The 16860-nt window shown below is 45.5% G+C and carries 12 protein-coding genes and 1 other annotated feature; of the genes, 7 read left to right on the forward strand and 5 right to left on the reverse strand.

All coding sequences use genetic code 11. The features are described 5' to 3' along the window. Nucleotides 1-94 precede the first annotated feature (94 nt). Entirely contained in the window at nucleotides 95-889 is a 795-nt protein-coding gene (hisJ, locus tag AS034_RS07100) for a histidinol-phosphatase HisJ (protein WP_058297969.1), read from the forward strand. Between the two features lie 588 nt (nucleotides 890-1477). Here the strand turns inward: hisJ and refZ are convergent. Beyond that, complete coding sequence (refZ, locus tag AS034_RS07110) at nucleotides 1478-2131, reverse strand: forespore capture DNA-binding protein RefZ (protein ID WP_058297971.1); 654 nt, start codon at nucleotides 2129-2131, stop codon at nucleotides 1478-1480. Between the two features lie 230 nt (nucleotides 2132-2361). Here refZ and AS034_RS07115 point away from each other — a divergent pair, with 230 nt between their 5' ends. Next, nucleotides 2362-2847 carry a GAF domain-containing protein gene (locus tag AS034_RS07115; RefSeq protein WP_032087330.1) on the forward strand — a complete coding sequence of 162 codons (486 nt, stop codon included), beginning with the start codon at nucleotides 2362-2364 and terminating at the stop codon, nucleotides 2845-2847. Nucleotides 2848-2891: 44 nt separating this feature from the next. On the opposite strand, the gene megL is transcribed toward AS034_RS07115, so the two are convergent. After that, on the reverse strand, nucleotides 2892-4094 hold the full coding sequence (megL, locus tag AS034_RS07120; RefSeq protein WP_058297972.1) for a methionine gamma-lyase: 1203 nt from the start codon (nucleotides 4092-4094) through the stop codon (nucleotides 2892-2894). A gap of 141 nt (nucleotides 4095-4235) precedes the next feature. Next, a complete protein-coding gene (locus AS034_RS07125) occupies nucleotides 4236-6086 on the reverse strand; it encodes a sensor domain-containing diguanylate cyclase (RefSeq protein WP_058297973.1) in 1851 nt (616 codons plus the stop codon). 453 nt (nucleotides 6087-6539) lie between these two features. Between AS034_RS07125 and rpsD the strand changes: the two genes are divergently transcribed. Beyond that, nucleotides 6540-7142 (forward strand): 30S ribosomal protein S4, encoded by a 603-nt coding sequence (gene rpsD, locus AS034_RS07130; RefSeq protein WP_032087327.1) that lies wholly within the window; start codon nucleotides 6540-6542, stop codon nucleotides 7140-7142. Nucleotides 7143-7544: 402 nt separating this feature from the next. On the opposite strand, the gene tyrS is transcribed toward rpsD, so the two are convergent. Beyond that, nucleotides 7545-8807 (reverse strand): tyrosine--tRNA ligase, encoded by a 1263-nt coding sequence (gene tyrS / locus AS034_RS07135; protein WP_058297974.1) that lies wholly within the window; start codon nucleotides 8805-8807, stop codon nucleotides 7545-7547. Nucleotides 8808-8877: 70 nt separating this feature from the next. Beyond that, nucleotides 8878-9086 (reverse strand) — a binding site (T-box leader). 180 nt (nucleotides 9087-9266) lie between these two features. On the opposite strand from tyrS, the gene AS034_RS07140 reads away from it, so the two are divergent. Further along, a complete protein-coding gene (locus AS034_RS07140) occupies nucleotides 9267-12215 on the forward strand; it encodes a transglycosylase domain-containing protein (RefSeq protein ID WP_058297975.1) in 2949 nt (982 codons plus the stop codon). Between the two features lie 97 nt (nucleotides 12216-12312). Here the strand turns inward: AS034_RS07140 and acsA are convergent, their stop codons facing one another. Beyond that, entirely contained in the window at nucleotides 12313-14031 is a 1719-nt protein-coding gene (acsA, locus tag AS034_RS07145) for an acetate--CoA ligase (protein WP_032087325.1), read from the reverse strand. Nucleotides 14032-14297: 266 nt separating this feature from the next. On the opposite strand from acsA, the gene AS034_RS07150 reads away from it, so the two are divergent. Genes AS034_RS07150 through AS034_RS07160 form a run of 3 tightly spaced genes read left to right on the forward strand, consistent with a single transcriptional unit; the run spans nucleotide 14298 to nucleotide 16781 of the window. Beyond that, entirely contained in the window at nucleotides 14298-14930 is a 633-nt protein-coding gene (locus tag AS034_RS07150) for a GNAT family N-acetyltransferase (protein WP_032087324.1), read from the forward strand. A gap of 31 nt (nucleotides 14931-14961) precedes the next feature. Beyond that, nucleotides 14962-15609, forward strand: a complete 648-nt coding sequence (locus tag AS034_RS07155) for an acetoin utilization AcuB family protein (protein WP_032087323.1) — start codon at nucleotides 14962-14964, stop codon at nucleotides 15607-15609. Next, nucleotides 15606-16781, forward strand: a complete 1176-nt coding sequence (locus AS034_RS07160) for an acetoin utilization protein AcuC (RefSeq protein ID WP_032087460.1) — start codon at nucleotides 15606-15608, stop codon at nucleotides 16779-16781. The genes AS034_RS07155 and AS034_RS07160 overlap by 4 nt, the downstream gene beginning before the upstream one ends. Nucleotides 16782-16860 lie beyond the last annotated feature (79 nt).

A 16860-nucleotide genomic window follows, 5' to 3' on the forward strand; every position in this document is an offset into this window, starting at 1 on the left:
TCAACTCTAAAAGTTAAAATATAGCGTTTTCTCTAAAAATAGTGAAAAATTCACAGAAAAATACAGATGATTTGGATGAAGGAAGGGTTTTCTGATGAAAAAAGTCGACGGACATATCCATACTCCTTTCTGCCCTCATGGAAGCATGGATTCATTTCACGAATATATTGAAAGGGCCATCGCCCTCGACTATTCACAACTGACGTTCACGGAGCACGCGCCGCTCCCGCGGGGCTTTGTGGATACGACACCAGATCAGGACAGCGGTATGGGTGAAGATGATGTCCCTTTGTACTTCGATACCCTTGAAGAACTGAAAGAGACATACAAACAACGGATTACCATCCTTTCCGGCCTTGAAGTGGATTATATTGAAGGTTTCGAGAATGAGACAGCCGATTTCCTCAACAGATGGGGTAAGAGATTGGATGATAGCATCCTCTCGGTTCATTTCTTACATTATAAAAATAAATGGGCCTGTCTTGATTTCAGTCCTGATGTATTTAAGGAAATGGTAGGACTTTATGATTCCGCGGACGAAATTTACCGGCATTACTACAGGACCGTCCTTAAATCGATCGAAGCCGACCTTGGCCCCTTCAAGCCGAAGCGCATCGGTCATATCACGCTTGTAAAAAAGTTTCAGAAACTTTACCCTGCATCAACCCCCTTCAGCAAAGAAATAAAGGCAATTCTGGAGACCGCTGCTTCTAGTGGATATGAACTCGATTACAACGGCGCAGGTGTCATTAAACCACATTGCGGTGAATCCTATCCCCCGGAGGAAGTCATTGAACACGCCCGAAAACTCGGGATCAAAACCGTATACGGATCCGATGCCCACTCCGCAGCAGGCATCGGCCAGGGAAGACATGCCATGAGGCTGTAATGCAGTAAAAAGAAGCTGGGACAAAAGTGATTTAGTATAAGCAAAACCCGAGCTATTTTGCATGAAGTGAGGCAAAATAGCTCGGGTTTTTAATTTGTTCATTGTACATTGTACTTCTAGGAATTAGCTCACTCAGCGGTTGATTGGAGTGCAAGACGAAGACTCCTGCGGGAGAAGCGTGTTAGGTGAGACTTGTCCAGCTCCAGCGGCTAGAGGCTCGAGGTCATAAGTCAAGAAAGCCAAAAAGGCAAAGTACGCCTTTCCGGCTTTCTCGCCTTATGCTTGTCGCCTCTGGGCGAGCCGCTTCCGCTTTTCTATTTGTCCAGCTCCAGGGCTTAGAGGCACATGTCATAAGTCAAACCGGCCAAGAAGGCAAAGAACGCCTTCGTGGCCGGTTCGCCTTATGCCACCAGCCTCTAAACAAAGCCCTTCCGCTTTTCTTCCCGCAGGCTTGCCGAGGAGGCTCACGGGCTACCCGCGGAAAGCGAAGTCTTGCACGGAAATCATTAGCGTTGTTTAGAGTTCACTCAGAAGTGTTCGTCTGTAGACAAAGGAATTTTAGTTTCGTCCCAGCCTCTGTTTCTATGCTCAAATGATGAGTTCCTTCGTAAAACCCGATGAACCTTCGGACGTCATCAGGAGGTTGATCCATTGATCGATGTTTTGATAATACTGATCGACAAAATAATATTCCTGCGGGAACATCTGCCATACTTCCCGCAATTGCTGGCTGTTCAAAAACGGCATCGTCAGCATTGACTTCAACTGAATGACAAGGAAGCTGATCGGCTGCTTCTTAAAAGACCTGTCCACCATTCCCTGTTCAAACAGACTTTTCAAATAAAATCTTTCTTTCATGAGGTACGATGAAATGATTTCCCGCACAACTTGTGAATCAATCGAAACCTCTCTCCAAATGAAACGGGATAATTGATGATGCTCACTTTGAAATTTCAGTACCTTGAAGACAGCACGCTTCAGACATAAGTCTGCGCGGATATATTTAAGGGCATCCACTTCTTCCTGCAGGAAATGCAGATATTGTTCGAAGAAATGGGTAAAACATGCCTCAAGCAGACCCTGCTTGCCTTTGAAATAGTAAGAGATCGTTGCAGGATTAACCTTGGCCTTTCCTGCGATATCCCTTACAGAGGTCCCGTCATAGCCGTGGTCATAGAATAATGAAACAGCTGCTTGAAATATAGCTTCCTTTGGCGAAGTAGAGGTTTGTCCCTTTTTCATATTCTCCCTCTTTTCTCTTCTTTTAATTTCCCCCGAGTGGACTGAATCGAATCTATTGAAGCTTCATTGAAAGTATGCTAAAAATGTTCTAATAGAGTTTTCACATAGTGTATAACAATGATTTCGCTTTTACAGGAAGAATTCCTTTAAGTATTTCTCGACAGTTTTTCCACTGATGGTGCGATGCTGCAGGGAATTCCACTGATTTTGTTGAAATGGGGGAAAAGATGATGTTTCAAGCAGAAAAATATCAAGGAACAAAAAAAGATAAGTACGGACTCGTCATAAAGCAATTACGTGCGCTGCTCGAGGATGAACCGAATAAAATCGCAAACCTGAGCAACGCTTCTGCCCTGCTAAATCAATTTTTAGACCGGATTAATTGGGTTGGATTCTATTTATTCGAAGAGGAAAGCAGCCAGCTTGTCCTCGGACCATTCCAGGGCCTTCCTGCATGTGTCCGGATCCCGTTGGGACGAGGGGTGTGCGGATCTTCCGCCAGTGAAAGGAAAACATTTGTCGTGGAGGACGTACACAGCTTCCCTGGCCATATCGCATGTGACGCAGCTTCTCAATCTGAAATCGTCATCCCGCTTGTCAAAGATGGAAATCTAATCGGGGTACTGGACATCGACAGCCCGGAGAAATCCCGTTTTGACGAGGAAGACCAGCAGTACTTGGAAGCATTCACAGAAGAATTATTAAAACACCTGTAATCACTAAGCAAAAAGAAGCGTACGGAATCCGCACGCTTCTTTTTTTACATCACATCACTTGGAAATTTAACTTTATTCAATGCCTGTTCCAGGTCATCCCAAATATCATCCGAGGATTCAAGTCCGACAGAAAGTCTTAGGAGGGTATCTGTGATTCCCATTTTCTCTCTTGCCTCTTCCGGGACCACAGCATGTGTCATCGTAGCCGGATGCTGGATCAACGTTTCTGCATCCCCCAGGCTGACCGCGATCTTGATCATATGCAAATCATCCATGAACGCTTGTGCATCTTCCTTCGAACCTTTTAGGGTGAAAGAAATCATCCCCCCTGGTTTTTTCATCTGTTTTTTCATGATCTCATACTGTGGATGATCAGTACGGCCAGGATAAATCACCTGCTCCACTGCAGGATGGGTAGCAAGCAGCCCGGCGAGTTTATCGGCACTTTCACAATGGCGGTCAAGCCTTACCGCAAGCGTCTTCAACCCCCTCAATAACAGCCATGCATCAAATGGCGAAATGATGCCGCCTATATCTTTCTGGGTCGTCATGCGGATTTCAGCCATTTTTTCCTGTGTACCGACCACAATGCCGGCAATGACATCCCCGTGTCCTCCTATATACTTTGTCGCACTGTGAATCACGATGTCGCATCCAAGTTCAAGGGGCCTCTGAAGATAAGGAGAACAGAAGGTGTTGTCCACAACGACCGGTATCCCCTTTTCACGGGCTACCCTCGCCACCATCTGTAAATCGATGAGCTGCATCGTAGGATTGATCGGTGTTTCCACGTAGATGCAGGATGTATTGTCTTTGATTTTCGCCCTGATTTCTTCTTCTGAATCCATGGCGGAAAAGTCATGGCCGATCGCGAATTTTTCATCCAATAATTGCAGAAGGCCGAACGTACAGCCATACACTCCTTGAGAACAAAGGATATGATCCCCTGATTTGGTCAAAGAAAAAAGGACTGCTGAAACGGCAGCCATCCCTGAGCCGAAAGCAAGGGCAGCTTCACCGCCTTCAAGCGATGCCATTCTCTGTTCGAGGATGCCCACCGTCGGATTGCCGAGCCTTGAATAGATATACCCTTCCTCTTCCCCTGCAAATCGGTTTTCCCCCTGCTTTGCATTAGCGAACGTATAAGTCGACGTTTGATACAAAGGAGGTGCCAGACTATCAAAATGTCGAGAAGACTCGTACCCCTCATGAATCACACGCGTTTCAAAATGTTTTTCATCTTTCATCAAGTATTCCTCCCAATTTTGTTCCTCTAAGTTCTATCACTCTTCTATTCTAGAATATGATAATCCGGCAAAAAAAGAAAGCGTTTACACTAACGTATTAAAGCAAACGGACGCCCAAAATGAGCAGCCGCTTGTTTCTTATCACGGTTTTATCAGAAGTCTGGCGTCGAGATCCTCCACCACCTGATTCTTTCCATGATTTTTTGCTATATAAAGTGCTTCATCCGCTTTCTTTACTAACTCCTTCACCGATGACGGACAGCTTTCATCGCCTTTGACCCACGAAGAAAGACCGCATGAAAGCGTCACTCCCGGCTCTGTTCTGCAGGAGACCGTTTCTACTATGGCTTTCGCAATCGCATATCCTTCATCCCTTTCGACGTAGGGCAGATACACAGCCATTTCTTCTCCTCCCCAGCGGGCAGCAGAACCACTTTCACCCACAACTTCCTTTATAAGGTTCGCTGTCTGAATCAGGACTTCATCACCGATTTGATGCCCATAATTATCATTCACTGCTTTAAAGTCATCGATATCGATCAGAAGGAGCGTCCCTTCATCATCTTCTTTCATCGCCGATTCCATTTTTTCATCAAGATAATGGCGGGCAAACAGTTTCGTCATATGATCGGTGATGACCATATGTTCAAGTTCTTCCCTCAAGGTTGCATTCGTAATGGCAAGCGCGGAATGATGGATGAACGACTGCAGCAGTTTGTACATATCAAACGAAAACATATACGGATCGTGGTGAAGGACAACACAGAAACCGATCAATTCTTCATTTTGTGTCATCGGCACTGCCATCAATGATAAATAACCGGGGTCACCAATCCGGTCACTCACATCCCCGAGGAAAATCGAATCTCTTTCTTCGTTGATGCGCTCGTTTACATAGGAGATGTACTGTTCACCTTCTTTTGTGAAGAATAGTGAAGAGCTTTGTTCCAGGATGACTAATTTATTTTTATTCGGTTCATTTAACACGAACCCGATGGCACTCGGCTGAAAGGATCTCTCTATCTGCTTCTTCAAAAATTGCAATGTATCAGATAAACGAAACTTTAAATTAAGCTGATGGGACGTTTCATTGATCAGCTGCAAGTCACTGATCAGACGTTTCGACTGCTCATACAGCTTGGCATTCTCAAGCGCACTCCCGGCCGTATAGGCAAGTAATTTGATGAACTCGATTTTCTGCTCGTTGAACAGCAGATGCGAAGCCGTGCCGACTTCAAGCACTCCGTAAATCCCCTGCTTTCCTCTTAATGGGGCATAAAGCGTCTGAGAATCCTCATCCAGCTCGATGCTTCCGTTTACAAATGCCTGCATCGCAAAAGGATTCGCCTTTTCAAAGTCAAAAGATTTTATAGGCAGGGTGCCGAAATCATAGCGGTCATTGGAAAGGAGGAGACGGAACTCATCCTCCGGGAAAACCTCACCGAGCGTCTCGATGATTTGAACCAATAGTGTCTGGACATCCCTGTTAGAATGAAAAAACTCAGTCACTTTGAACAATTCCCGGTATCTTCTCTCTTCTTCATACACCTTCTGGACATTCCACGAGAGTGTCAGGAACTGATCACTCGCTTTCCAAAATGGTGAGAGACAGTCCTCATCGAATGATTGCCCGTCTGAATGTTGAATGAGCAGCACGTAAGTCTCTTCCATATCGTTTCTGAATTGAAACCAGAAATGGAAATGAGGGTCACGGCAATCCATCATAAAATAAGGGGTATCCCCGAAAGATAACTCAAAGATTTTTCTGCTTAACGTCCCATCGTTACCTTGCTCTTCTGTGCTCCCTTGCAGGAAGCATTCACTCTTTGTGCATTTATATAAGAAAGCTTTCTCGAACCCGAGACATTCCTTTATCAACCGGAGCCATTTCTGAAGATTGTCTGTTTGCTGAAGATTGAAAGACATATCATCATGAATAAGATCGAATAATTTAGATTTATAAATATGTAAGCGATCAGCTAGTTTGGTCATTTTCTCACCCGTACCCTGAAGGTTTGTGAAGCTATGGTTTTCCACACATCATTATAGCATACGATTAAACGTATGCAGGATAATATTTTCAATATTTAGGTAGATATTGGGTAATGCAGTGAAGGGATCATTTAGTTAGACGGATGAGGGGATAGATAAGTTTTTATTCAAAAAGGAATTGAAGAGATTGTCCTTTACGCCAGATGTATTTTATACGAATCTTCAATACTTGCTTGACTTCTATCCCTCTGCATCATATAATGTTCTTTGTGTAAAATAATGCAGCTTCAGTGAAGTCCTTTATGGCTGTATTTTGTTCCTCTGACCTTGAGGTGTATCTTGTAACCCTCTGCTGCTAGGGCGAAGGTACATGAAAACAAAATACACATAATTGTTAATTCACAGGTGTTTTTATTTTACAACAAAATAAAAACAATAAAGGAGGAGTCTCTCATGGCTCGTTATACTGGTCCAAGTTGGAAATTATCTCGTCGTCTTGGAATCTCTCTAAGCGGTACGGGTAAAGAATTAGAAAAGCGTCCTTACGCTCCAGGTCCCCATGGTCCTAACCAACGCAAGAAAATCTCTGAATACGGTTTACAACTTCAAGAAAAGCAAAAACTTCGTCACATGTACGGAGTAACTGAACGTCAATTCCGTAACCTATTTGACCAAGCTGGCAAATTACAAGGTAAACACGGTGAAAACTTCATGGCTTTACTTGAGTGCCGTCTTGATAACGTTGTTTATCGTTTAGGTCTTGCACGTACGCGCCGTCAAGCTCGTCAGCTTGTTAACCACGGTCACGTAACGGTTAATGGGTCTCGCGTAGATATCCCATCTTTCCGCGTACAACCTGGACAAACAATCTCAGTTCGTGAAAAGTCACGCAACCTTGACATCATCAAAGAAGCTCTTGAAGTGAACAGCTTTGTTCCTGAATTCTTGACTTTCGATGCTGACAAGCTTGAAGGTACTTTCACTCGCGTTCCTGAGCGTTCTGAATTACCAGCTGAAATTAACGAAGCTCTTATCGTTGAGTTCTACTCTCGTTAATCTTTGTAAAGAAGAAACTCTGCTCTTTATGGGGCAGGGTTTTTTTGTTTGTCTGGATGAGGTGACGTGCGTATGAATGTATATCAGTCATTATGGCGGCGTCTAAATGAAGAAAATTCGACAAGTTGCGCGATTATGAAAAAAGTGGCGCAATAAATTTAAAAAATGCGCAATTATCATGAAAGTGGCGCAATTATTCAGAATTTGGCGCAATAAATATTAATATAGTTATATCTCTATTGCGCCCCCCCATTTCTCCATTAATGACTCTACTTTTTAATCAAATCAAGCTTCCTCCACTTCACAATCTTCTAAAATCCGCCTGCCTGCAGCCGATTTCATACAAAAAAACAGCGCAATCCCCAAAACAGAGATCACGCTGCCCATTCAAAGATTCACTTCTTAAACATACTGAATCTTAAAGTACTTCTTCTTACCCCGGCGGATGATCGTGAACTGTCCGTCGATCATGTCCTTCTCACCCATCACATGCTGAAGATCTGTCACACGTTCACCGTTGATGTAGATCGCACCGTTGCCGATGTCCTCGCGTGCCTGACGCTTGGATGGGGAGATTTTTGCATTGACGATCAAATCGACAAGTCCAACCTCTTCTTCTTTCGACTGTTCGAAGGAAGGAACATCCTTGAAACCTTCCAGGATTTCAGAAGCGGATAATGATTTGATGTCTCCGCTGAAAAGAGCCGCGGTAATACGGATCGCCTGCTCCAGTGCTTCTTCCCCATGGATCATCTTTGTCATTTCCTCTGCAAGTGCTTTTTGAGCCTTGCGCAGATGAGCTTCCGTTTCAACGGATTCCGCTAGTGACTCGATTTCCTCCTGAGAAAGGAAGGTAAAGTATTTCAGGTATTTCACGACATCGGCATCAGCCGTGTTGATCCAGAACTGATAGAACTCGTAAGGAGACGTCTTCTCAGGATCCAGCCAGATCGCGCCGCTTTCCGTTTTACCGAATTTTGTTCCGTCCGCTTTTGTTACAAGAGGAATCGTGAAACCGAATGCCTTTGTTTCTTCTTCATGCGTTCTGCGGATCAGTTCAAGACCTGTCGTGATATTGCCCCACTGGTCGCTTCCCCCGATCTGAAGCTTACAGTTGTAGTTGTCATACAGGTGGTTGAAATCAAGAGCCTGAAGAATCGTGTATGTGAACTCGGTGAATGAAATACCTGATTCCAGACGGGATGAAATCGTATCTTTTGCAAGCATGTAGTTGACACCGACATGCTTACCGAAATCCCGGAGGAACGTCACGACATCCATTGCGCCGATCCAGTCGTAGTTATTCACCATGACCGCTCCGTTTTCACCTTCGAAATCGAAGATGCTCTCCAGTTGATTTCTGATACTTGCTGCATTATGCCTGATTGCATCGATTGTCTGAAGTTTACGCTCTTCGTTTTTACCGCTTGGATCCCCGATCAAACCAGTCGCCCCTCCGACTAAAACCAGCGGGCGGTGGCCTTCATTCTGAAAACGGCGGAGAGTTAAAAATGGAAGCAGATGACCGATGTGCATGCTGTCTGCAGTCGGATCGATTCCGCAGTAGATTGAAATACTCTCTTTATCTAAAAGGTTCTTCAACCCCTCAGCGTCTGTCTGCTGGTACGTAATTCCACGCCACTCTAAATCCTTCAATAATTCCATGTCCAATCTTCCTCCTTCTTCTTTTCCATTCCATGACTGCCGCTTAAAAACAAAAAAGTCCCTGCATATATGCAGGGACGCTGTCGCGCGGTACCACCCAAATTAAGGAAAAAAATCCTTCACTCATAAAGATAACGGCTTTGACCGTTTACTGCTACTAATGGTTCACAGCAAAAGCTCCAGGATGTAATTCATCTGCATTTTGTGTCAGTTCTCAGCGGCCACTGACTCTCTGGGTAACAGGGAATGCAAACTACTTTAACCTCTCATTGCGGTATGGTTTATATGTCGAATGAATTAAAAAATCAATACTGACTATATTAGGTTTTTACCATAATGCATGATAATAGTCAATAAAAGCAAGAATTTTTTTGTATCCAAATACCTTTTTGTTTGACTTTTTACGACAGCATTCTCTCGAATATGCTATAATAGGAATGTTCTAGGGGGAATGAAAATATGAGAGAAACATGGAACAAATTACTTGAAAAATTAGATCCTGTCATCAGGTTCTTTACAAATACCAGGGTTCAAAAACGAGCACGAATTACATACGGAGTATTTTGGAACCTTGCACTGATCACCATTGTCGTCGTGGTCCTCGGCACGGCTTTCGCCGGCGGGGTGGGTGCCGGTTATTTCGCATCACTGGTCAAGGAAGAGCCGATCCGTTCTTACGACCAAATGAAAAAGGACATCTACAATTATGAAGAAACCTCTCAGCTGTATTTCGCTGACGATGTCTATCTTGGAAAGCTGAGGACTGACCTTGAACGCGAAGAGGTAAAGCTTGAAAATGTCTCGGAATATCTGAGAAATGCTGTCATCGCCACTGAAGATGAGTATTTTAAAGAACATAACGGAGTGGTCCCCAAAGCCATCATGCGTGCGGTGCTGCAGGAATTCACCAATTCTTCCACTCAATCGGGAGGAAGCACGCTCACACAGCAGCTCATCAAGAATCAAATCCTCACAAATGAAGTTTCCTTTGAAAGAAAAGCAAAGGAAATCCTTCTCGCGCTGCGGCTGGAAAGATTCTTTGAAAAAGATGAAATACTTGAAGCCTATCTAAACGTTGCCACATTGGGAAGAAACTCATCCGGCCGGAATATCGGCGGGGTCCAATCTGCAGCACAGGGAATTTTCGGCGTGGATGCAAAAGATTTGAACCTTCCACAGTCTGCATTCATTGCCGGTTTGCCTCAGGCTCCATTCAGCTACACTCCATTCATGAATAACGGAGAGCTTAAAGAAAACCTTGAGCCTGGCCTTGCACGAATGAAGACCGTGCTTTACCGTATGCACAGGGAAGGCTATATCACGGACAAAGAGTATGAAGATGCTGTCGCTTACGACCTCAAAAAGGATTTCATCGAAAGAAAAGCTTCACCTAATGAAAGATATCCGTGGCTGACCGCAGAACTTGAAAGCAGGGCCATCGACATCATGACAGAGGTCCTTGCAGAGAAAGACGGGGTTTCAAAGCAGGATCTTGAGAATAACGATGAATTGAAAGAGAAATACCATACACTGGCAGACCGGAATGTCCGCCAGAGCGGATATGAGATCCATTCATCCATCGATAAAAAAATCTATGATCAAATGCAAAAGACGAAGGACGCTTACAATATGTATGGACCGTCAAAGACAGTCACAACCACTGACCCTGACACAGGGAAAGAAGTTACAGTGGAAGAACCTGTCCAGGTCGGAGCCATCATGATAGAAAACAAGACTGGCAGAATCATAAGTTTCATCGGCGGCCGGGATTTTAAAACGGAGCAGCTGAATCACGCCACTTCATCCTACCGCTCGAACGGTTCGACCATGAAGCCACTGCTTGCCTATGCGCCAGCCTTGGAATATGGCTATATCTCACCGGGATCGCCGATCCCTGACGTGGAATTGAATATCAACGGATGGACTCCAAAGAACTATTCATACAGAGAGCGCGGACTCTACCCTGCTAGGCTTGCACTTGCGGAGTCCCTTAACCTCCCTGCAGTCAGGACGTATGCAAATATATATGACCGCAACCCATTCAATGAGTTCCTCATGAAAATGGACTTCGCCAAATTGGGCCGGGTCGACAATAACTTATCCCTTACACTCGGGGCGACCACTAAGGGGATAACGGTTGAAGAAAACGTCAATGCTTATACGGCCTTGGCCAACGGCGGTAAGTTCGTTGACGCCTATATGATTGAAAAAATCGTGGATCAAGACGGAAATACTGTATTCGAACATAAATCAGAACCAGTGCAGGTATACAGTCCGCAGACGGCTTATCTGACACTCGATATGATGAGGGATACGCTCGATCACTATGCAGGAACAGGGCGTTACGCTAAGACATTCCTGAATTTCTCATCCGACTGGGCAGGTAAATCAGGTACTTCACAGGATTATAAGGACCATTGGTTTGTTGCATCCAATCCGAGCATCACTTTTGGTACGTGGTTCGGATATGATACACCATCCGATTTGAACACGGCTGCATCAAGGGCACAGTACGGCCATTACGGATTAAGGAATATCCGTCTCTGGTCATATCTCTTGAACGATACGAGAGACCTTGCCCCTGCGCTGATCGACCCGGAAGGCTCCTTTAAAGAGCCTGGCGGAATCGTGAGACGCTCATTCTGTTCCATCTCCGGATTGCTTCCTTCAGAAGCCTGTACGAAAGCCGGACTGGTCAAGACTGATTTGTTCAATGCCAAATATGTGCCGACCAAGACGGATGACAGCTTGCTCATGAGCCGTTACGTAATGGTAAACGGAAAGAAATATCTTGCACTTCCTAATACGCCGGAAGAATTTTCACAGCCGGGTGTCATCCTGAATCCTGATTTCGTGAAAAATATCTTCGGTAAAGTGCCTGGGGATGCTTCAAAGCTGATTCCTCAAGATGATGAACGATTCAAGAATGTATTGATCGCAGAGAATAAAATCTCAGATGACGGAGCTGCACCGGGGACGGTGAAAGCCTCTGCAAACGGAAATAAGATTACATGGACTCCTTCCGGGAGCGGGGATGTCGTCGGATACCGGGTATATTCCAAATCCGGAAGCAAAGTAGGAAGCGTCAAATCAGGCGGCAGCTACTCCGTTTCAGTTGGCAGCGGGCAATACTTTGTTAAAGCGGTCGACGTGGCAGGTAAAGAATCCTCTCCTTCCAACACCGTTCAAGTCGGTAAGGCAGAAGAGAAACCGAAACCTGAAAAACCAAAGGAAGATCCGAAACCGCCAAGCGGTGACAAACCGACTGATCCCAAGCCTCCAAAACCGGATAAGCCGGATGATCCGCCTCCCGCAGATGACGGCGGCGGCTCTGGGGACGGTGGCGGCGGTGATGACGGAGGGACGGAACCTCCTGCTGAACCACCAACCCCGCCTGAAGAGGGTTAACATATCAACAAAAAAAGAGCACAGAAATTGTGCTCTTTTTTTGTTGCGCAGAAAACCCCCGCCTACTATATAAGGCGGGGGTTTTCATGTCTTTCTATCAGTCTTCCATCGTACTCAGATCACCAGTAGGCAGATCAAGCTCCCATGCTTTCAAGACACGGCGCATGATCTTTCCGCTGCGGGTCTTTGGAAGTTTTTCACGGAATTCGATTTCACGCGGAGCTGCATGTGCAGCCAGTCCTTTTTTAACAAACTGCCGGATCTCTTCTTTCAGATCATCCGTCACTTCATATCCGTCACGAAGCGCGATGAAAGCCTTGATGATTTCCCCGCGTACAGGGTCCGGCTTACCGATGACACCTGCTTCTGCAACTGCCGGGTGCTCAACAAGCTTGCTTTCCACTTCGAACGGTCCTACACGCTCTCCGGATGTCATTATGACGTCATCAACGCGGCCCTGGAACCAGAAGTAGCCCTCTTCGTCCATATAAGCAGAATCCCCTGATACATACCAGTCACCCGGCATGAAGTAAGACTCATACTTTTGAGGGTTGTTCCAGATCTGGCTCATCATGGACGGCCAGCCTTTTTTGATGGCCAGGTTCCCCATCCTGTTCGGAGGAAGCTCATTCCCCTGGTCATCGACGATTGCAGCCTTCACTCCAGGGAATGGTTTACCCATTGATCCAGGCTTGATTTCCAGGCAAGGATAATTACAGATCAGCTGTCCTCCCGTTTCCGTCATCCACCACGTATCATGTATGCGCAGGTTAAAGACCTTCATTCCCCAGCGCACCACTTCAGGGTTAAGGGGCTCGCCCACGCTCAGGATGTGACGGAGGGAACTTAAATCGAATTGTTTAACGACTTCGTCGCCTGCCCCCATCAGCATTCTGAAAGCGGTAGGCGCACTGTACCATACAGTCACACCGAAATCTTCGATCGTCTTATACCAATTTTCTGGCTTGAAGCGTCCCCCGACGATCACATTAGACGTACCCGTCAGCCACGGTCCGAAGATTCCGTATGAAGTACCCGTTACCCAGCCAGGATCTGCTGTACACCAGTACACATCTTCTTCCTTCAGATCCAGGACCCATTTGGAAGTCTGGTAGTGCTGAAGCATCGCGTTATGAACATGCAGCACTCCCTTCGGCTTCCCGGTCGAACCTGATGTATAATGAAGAATCAAGCCGTCATTCCGGTCGACCCATTCGATATTCAGTTTATCACTTGCTTCATTGAATTTCGCATTGAAATCAACATGTACATCATCTTCCTTCACGTCTTCCCCGATCAGGAATACGTGCTTTAAATGAGGCAGTTCACTGACAGGGACACGATCGAGCAGCTCAGGAGTCGTGATAAGCACCTTTGCCTCGCTGTCCTCCAGACGGTCGCGTACAGCACCTTCCATGAATGCTTCGAATAACGGCCCTACGATGGCCCCGAGTTTAACCGCTCCGAGAACGGAGAAGTACAGCTCAGGTGAGCGCGGCATAAAGATGAAGACACGATCACCTTTTTCCACATCACCGTATTGTTTCAGCACATTCCCTGCTTTATTGGATAATTTCTTCATATCAGTGAACGTATATTTTTCATCACGTTCAGGATCCCGATAATAAAGGGCAACTTTATTCTTTCTGAATGATTCAGCATGACGGTCAATCGCTTCATACGCCAGATTCACCCGTCCTGTCTCATGCCATGAAAATTCTTTCTCGACTTCTTTCCAATCAAAAGAACTGTAAGTATCTTCATAGCTTTGCAGATTATAATTCCCCTTCGTGACTGGTAACGCTTCCACTTTCATATACCGAATCCCCCTTATGTAAGATTTTACATTCTTATTATAGTATATAAATTATATTTTCTCAATTTTTTAAAAAGTCAGTTGGATCGAATAACCTCTATCAATACAGGATTCAGACCAAATAAACCATTGATTTATAGGTATTTTACAATAATGTTCCCCTCTTCAAAAATACTTTCAAACGTCTGAAAATTTTGTGAAAGCGCTCTACTTTTTTCTATTTCATGTATAATAGATTGAGAGGAATATCTTTAGGTGGTGTCCAAATGAAATTGAAGAAAACCTATAATGCAACTGAGTTAAAGACAGCAAAAGGAAATTTGATCATTGAAGGGCCGATTCATGCAGAAGAGCTGGCGCGCCTTGATTTTCATGAAGACCTCGTCGCATTCAGACCTCCTGCCCAGCAGCATAAAGCGCTGGTTGAAATTGCCGGCCTGCCTGAAGGAAGAATCATTATTGCAAGGGAAAATCATACGATTGTCGGCTATGTTACATATCTATATCCTGATCCCCTCGAACGCTGGTCTCAAGGGAAAATGGAGAACCTCATTGAGCTTGGCGCGATTGAAGTCATTCCAAAGTTTCGCGGCGCATCGGTCGGAAAGCATCTGTTGAAGGTATCGATGATGGATGACCATATGGAAGATTTTATCGTGATCACGACAGAGTATTACTGGCATTGGGACCTGAAAGGAACAGGGCTGAATGTTTGGGAGTACCGCAAGATCATGGAGAAGATGATGAATGCGGGCGGACTTGAATATTACGCGACAGATGATCCTGAAATAAGCTCACATCCCGCCAACTGCCTGATGGCGAGAATCGGAAAGAGGGTCGACTCGGAGTCGGTCCAGCAATTTGATCAGCTGCGTTTCATGAATCGCTTTATGTATTAATCTATTCGTTTTCTAAAAGGGGTGGAGAAACATGATAGTGGAAGAAATTATGAATACGGAAGTGGCTGCCTTAAAACCGGACGATACGATTGAATCAGCCATTCTTTTAATGAGGGATAAGAAAATCAAGCATATCCCGATCACGAATGATCAATCAGAAGTAGTCGGGATTGTAAGCGACCGTGATGTAAAAGACGGCACACCCTCCATTTTTGATGATGAAGCCTCTCAGGAAGAGTTGAAAAAACCTCTCAGACTGATTATGAAAACCGATGTCATCACCGGGCATCCACTTGATTTCGTGGAAGAGGTCGCCGCGTTATTCTATGAGCACCATATCAGCTGCCTCCCGGTTGTGAGTGATAATAAATTGATTGGAATCATAACTGAAACCGATCTGCTCCATACGTTGATCCAGTTGACCGGAGCAAACCAGCCAGGTTCCCAGATCGAGGTGAAAGTCCCTCATCGTGCAGGGATACTTTATGATGTCGCCGGTATCATCCGCCGCCATAACAGCAATATTTTAAGTGTACTTGTCTACCCTGATAAAAAGGATGAAGCTTATAAAATCCTCGTTTTCCGGGTGAGGACAATGAACCCGATGAACGTGATAGAAGATCTAAAGAAAGAAGGATATGACGTGTTATGGCCAAACATGCCGGGAATGTCTACATGATGAAAGATGCAGTTTTTATCTATTCCGACGAACTTCTCGGGTACCGATTCAATGATCAGCATCCTTTTAACCAGACCCGTTTGACGCTGACCATCGATTTGTTGAAGGAAATCAAGGCTCTCGACTCAGGGGAGATCGTTCCGGCAAGAATGGCGTCCGATGAAGAATTATTTCTGAATCATGATCCGGGATATGTAAACGCCGTCAAGAAGGCGAGTGTCGGCCAGCTCCCTCCTGAACAGGCTGAGGGGTATGGAATCGGTACAGAAGATACCCCAATATTCGATGGGATGCACGAAGCAAGCGCCTACTTGGTCGGGGGGACGCTTACTGCAGTGGACTATGTGATGACCGGGAAGGCGAGACATGCCCTTCATCTCGGCGGCGGCCTTCACCATGGCTTCAAGGGAAAAGCTTCCGGATTCTGTATTTATAATGACAGTGCGGTGGCCATCCGTTATCTTCAAGAAAAGTATAAAGCAAGAGTGCTGTACGTCGATACCGATGCCCATCATGGTGATGGCGTTCAATGGTCTTTCTACGACGATCCCGACGTCTGCACATTGTCCATCCATGAAACGGGGAGATATTTATTCCCGGGTACAGGCAACATCAATGAACGCGGGCATGGAAAAGGATACGGCTTTTCATTTAATATCCCGCTGGATGCCTTCACGGAGGATGAGTCATGGCTCGAAGCATATGAGACGAGCTTCAGGGAGATTGTTGAATTCTTTAAACCAGATGTCATCCTTACCCAAAATGGTGCAGATGCCCATTATTACGATCCGTTGACGCACTTGTCTGCCACCATGAAGATTTACAAGGAAATCCCCCGTATCGCTCATGAACTCGCTGAAAAATATTGTGACGGCAAGTGGATTGCAGTGGGAGGCGGCGGTTATGATATATGGCGTGTCGTCCCGAGGGCCTGGTCCATGATCTGGCTTGAGATGACAGGACGCACCGAAGCGGCCGGCACGTTTCCCGCTGCCTGGATTGAACGGTGGAATGAAAAAGCCGGTGTCCCATTGCCTGTAGAATGGATAGATGCTCCCGATATCTATCCAGCCATCCCCCGAAAAGGTGAGATCACCGAAAAGAACAGGCATACCCTTGAAAAAGCTCTCTATCCCATCCGCCAGCAGCTCCGGCAAAAGCCGGGCAGTTAAGAGGATACAACTGGATTATTTAAGCGGCTCCCGGATTTTAAAGACCGGGAGCCTTATATATGTCCTTTATATGTATCCG

It is taken from the genome of [Bacillus] enclensis, assembly GCF_001456935.1.
GTDB classification, from domain to species: domain Bacteria; phylum Bacillota; class Bacilli; order Bacillales; family Bacillaceae_B; genus Rossellomorea; species Rossellomorea enclensis.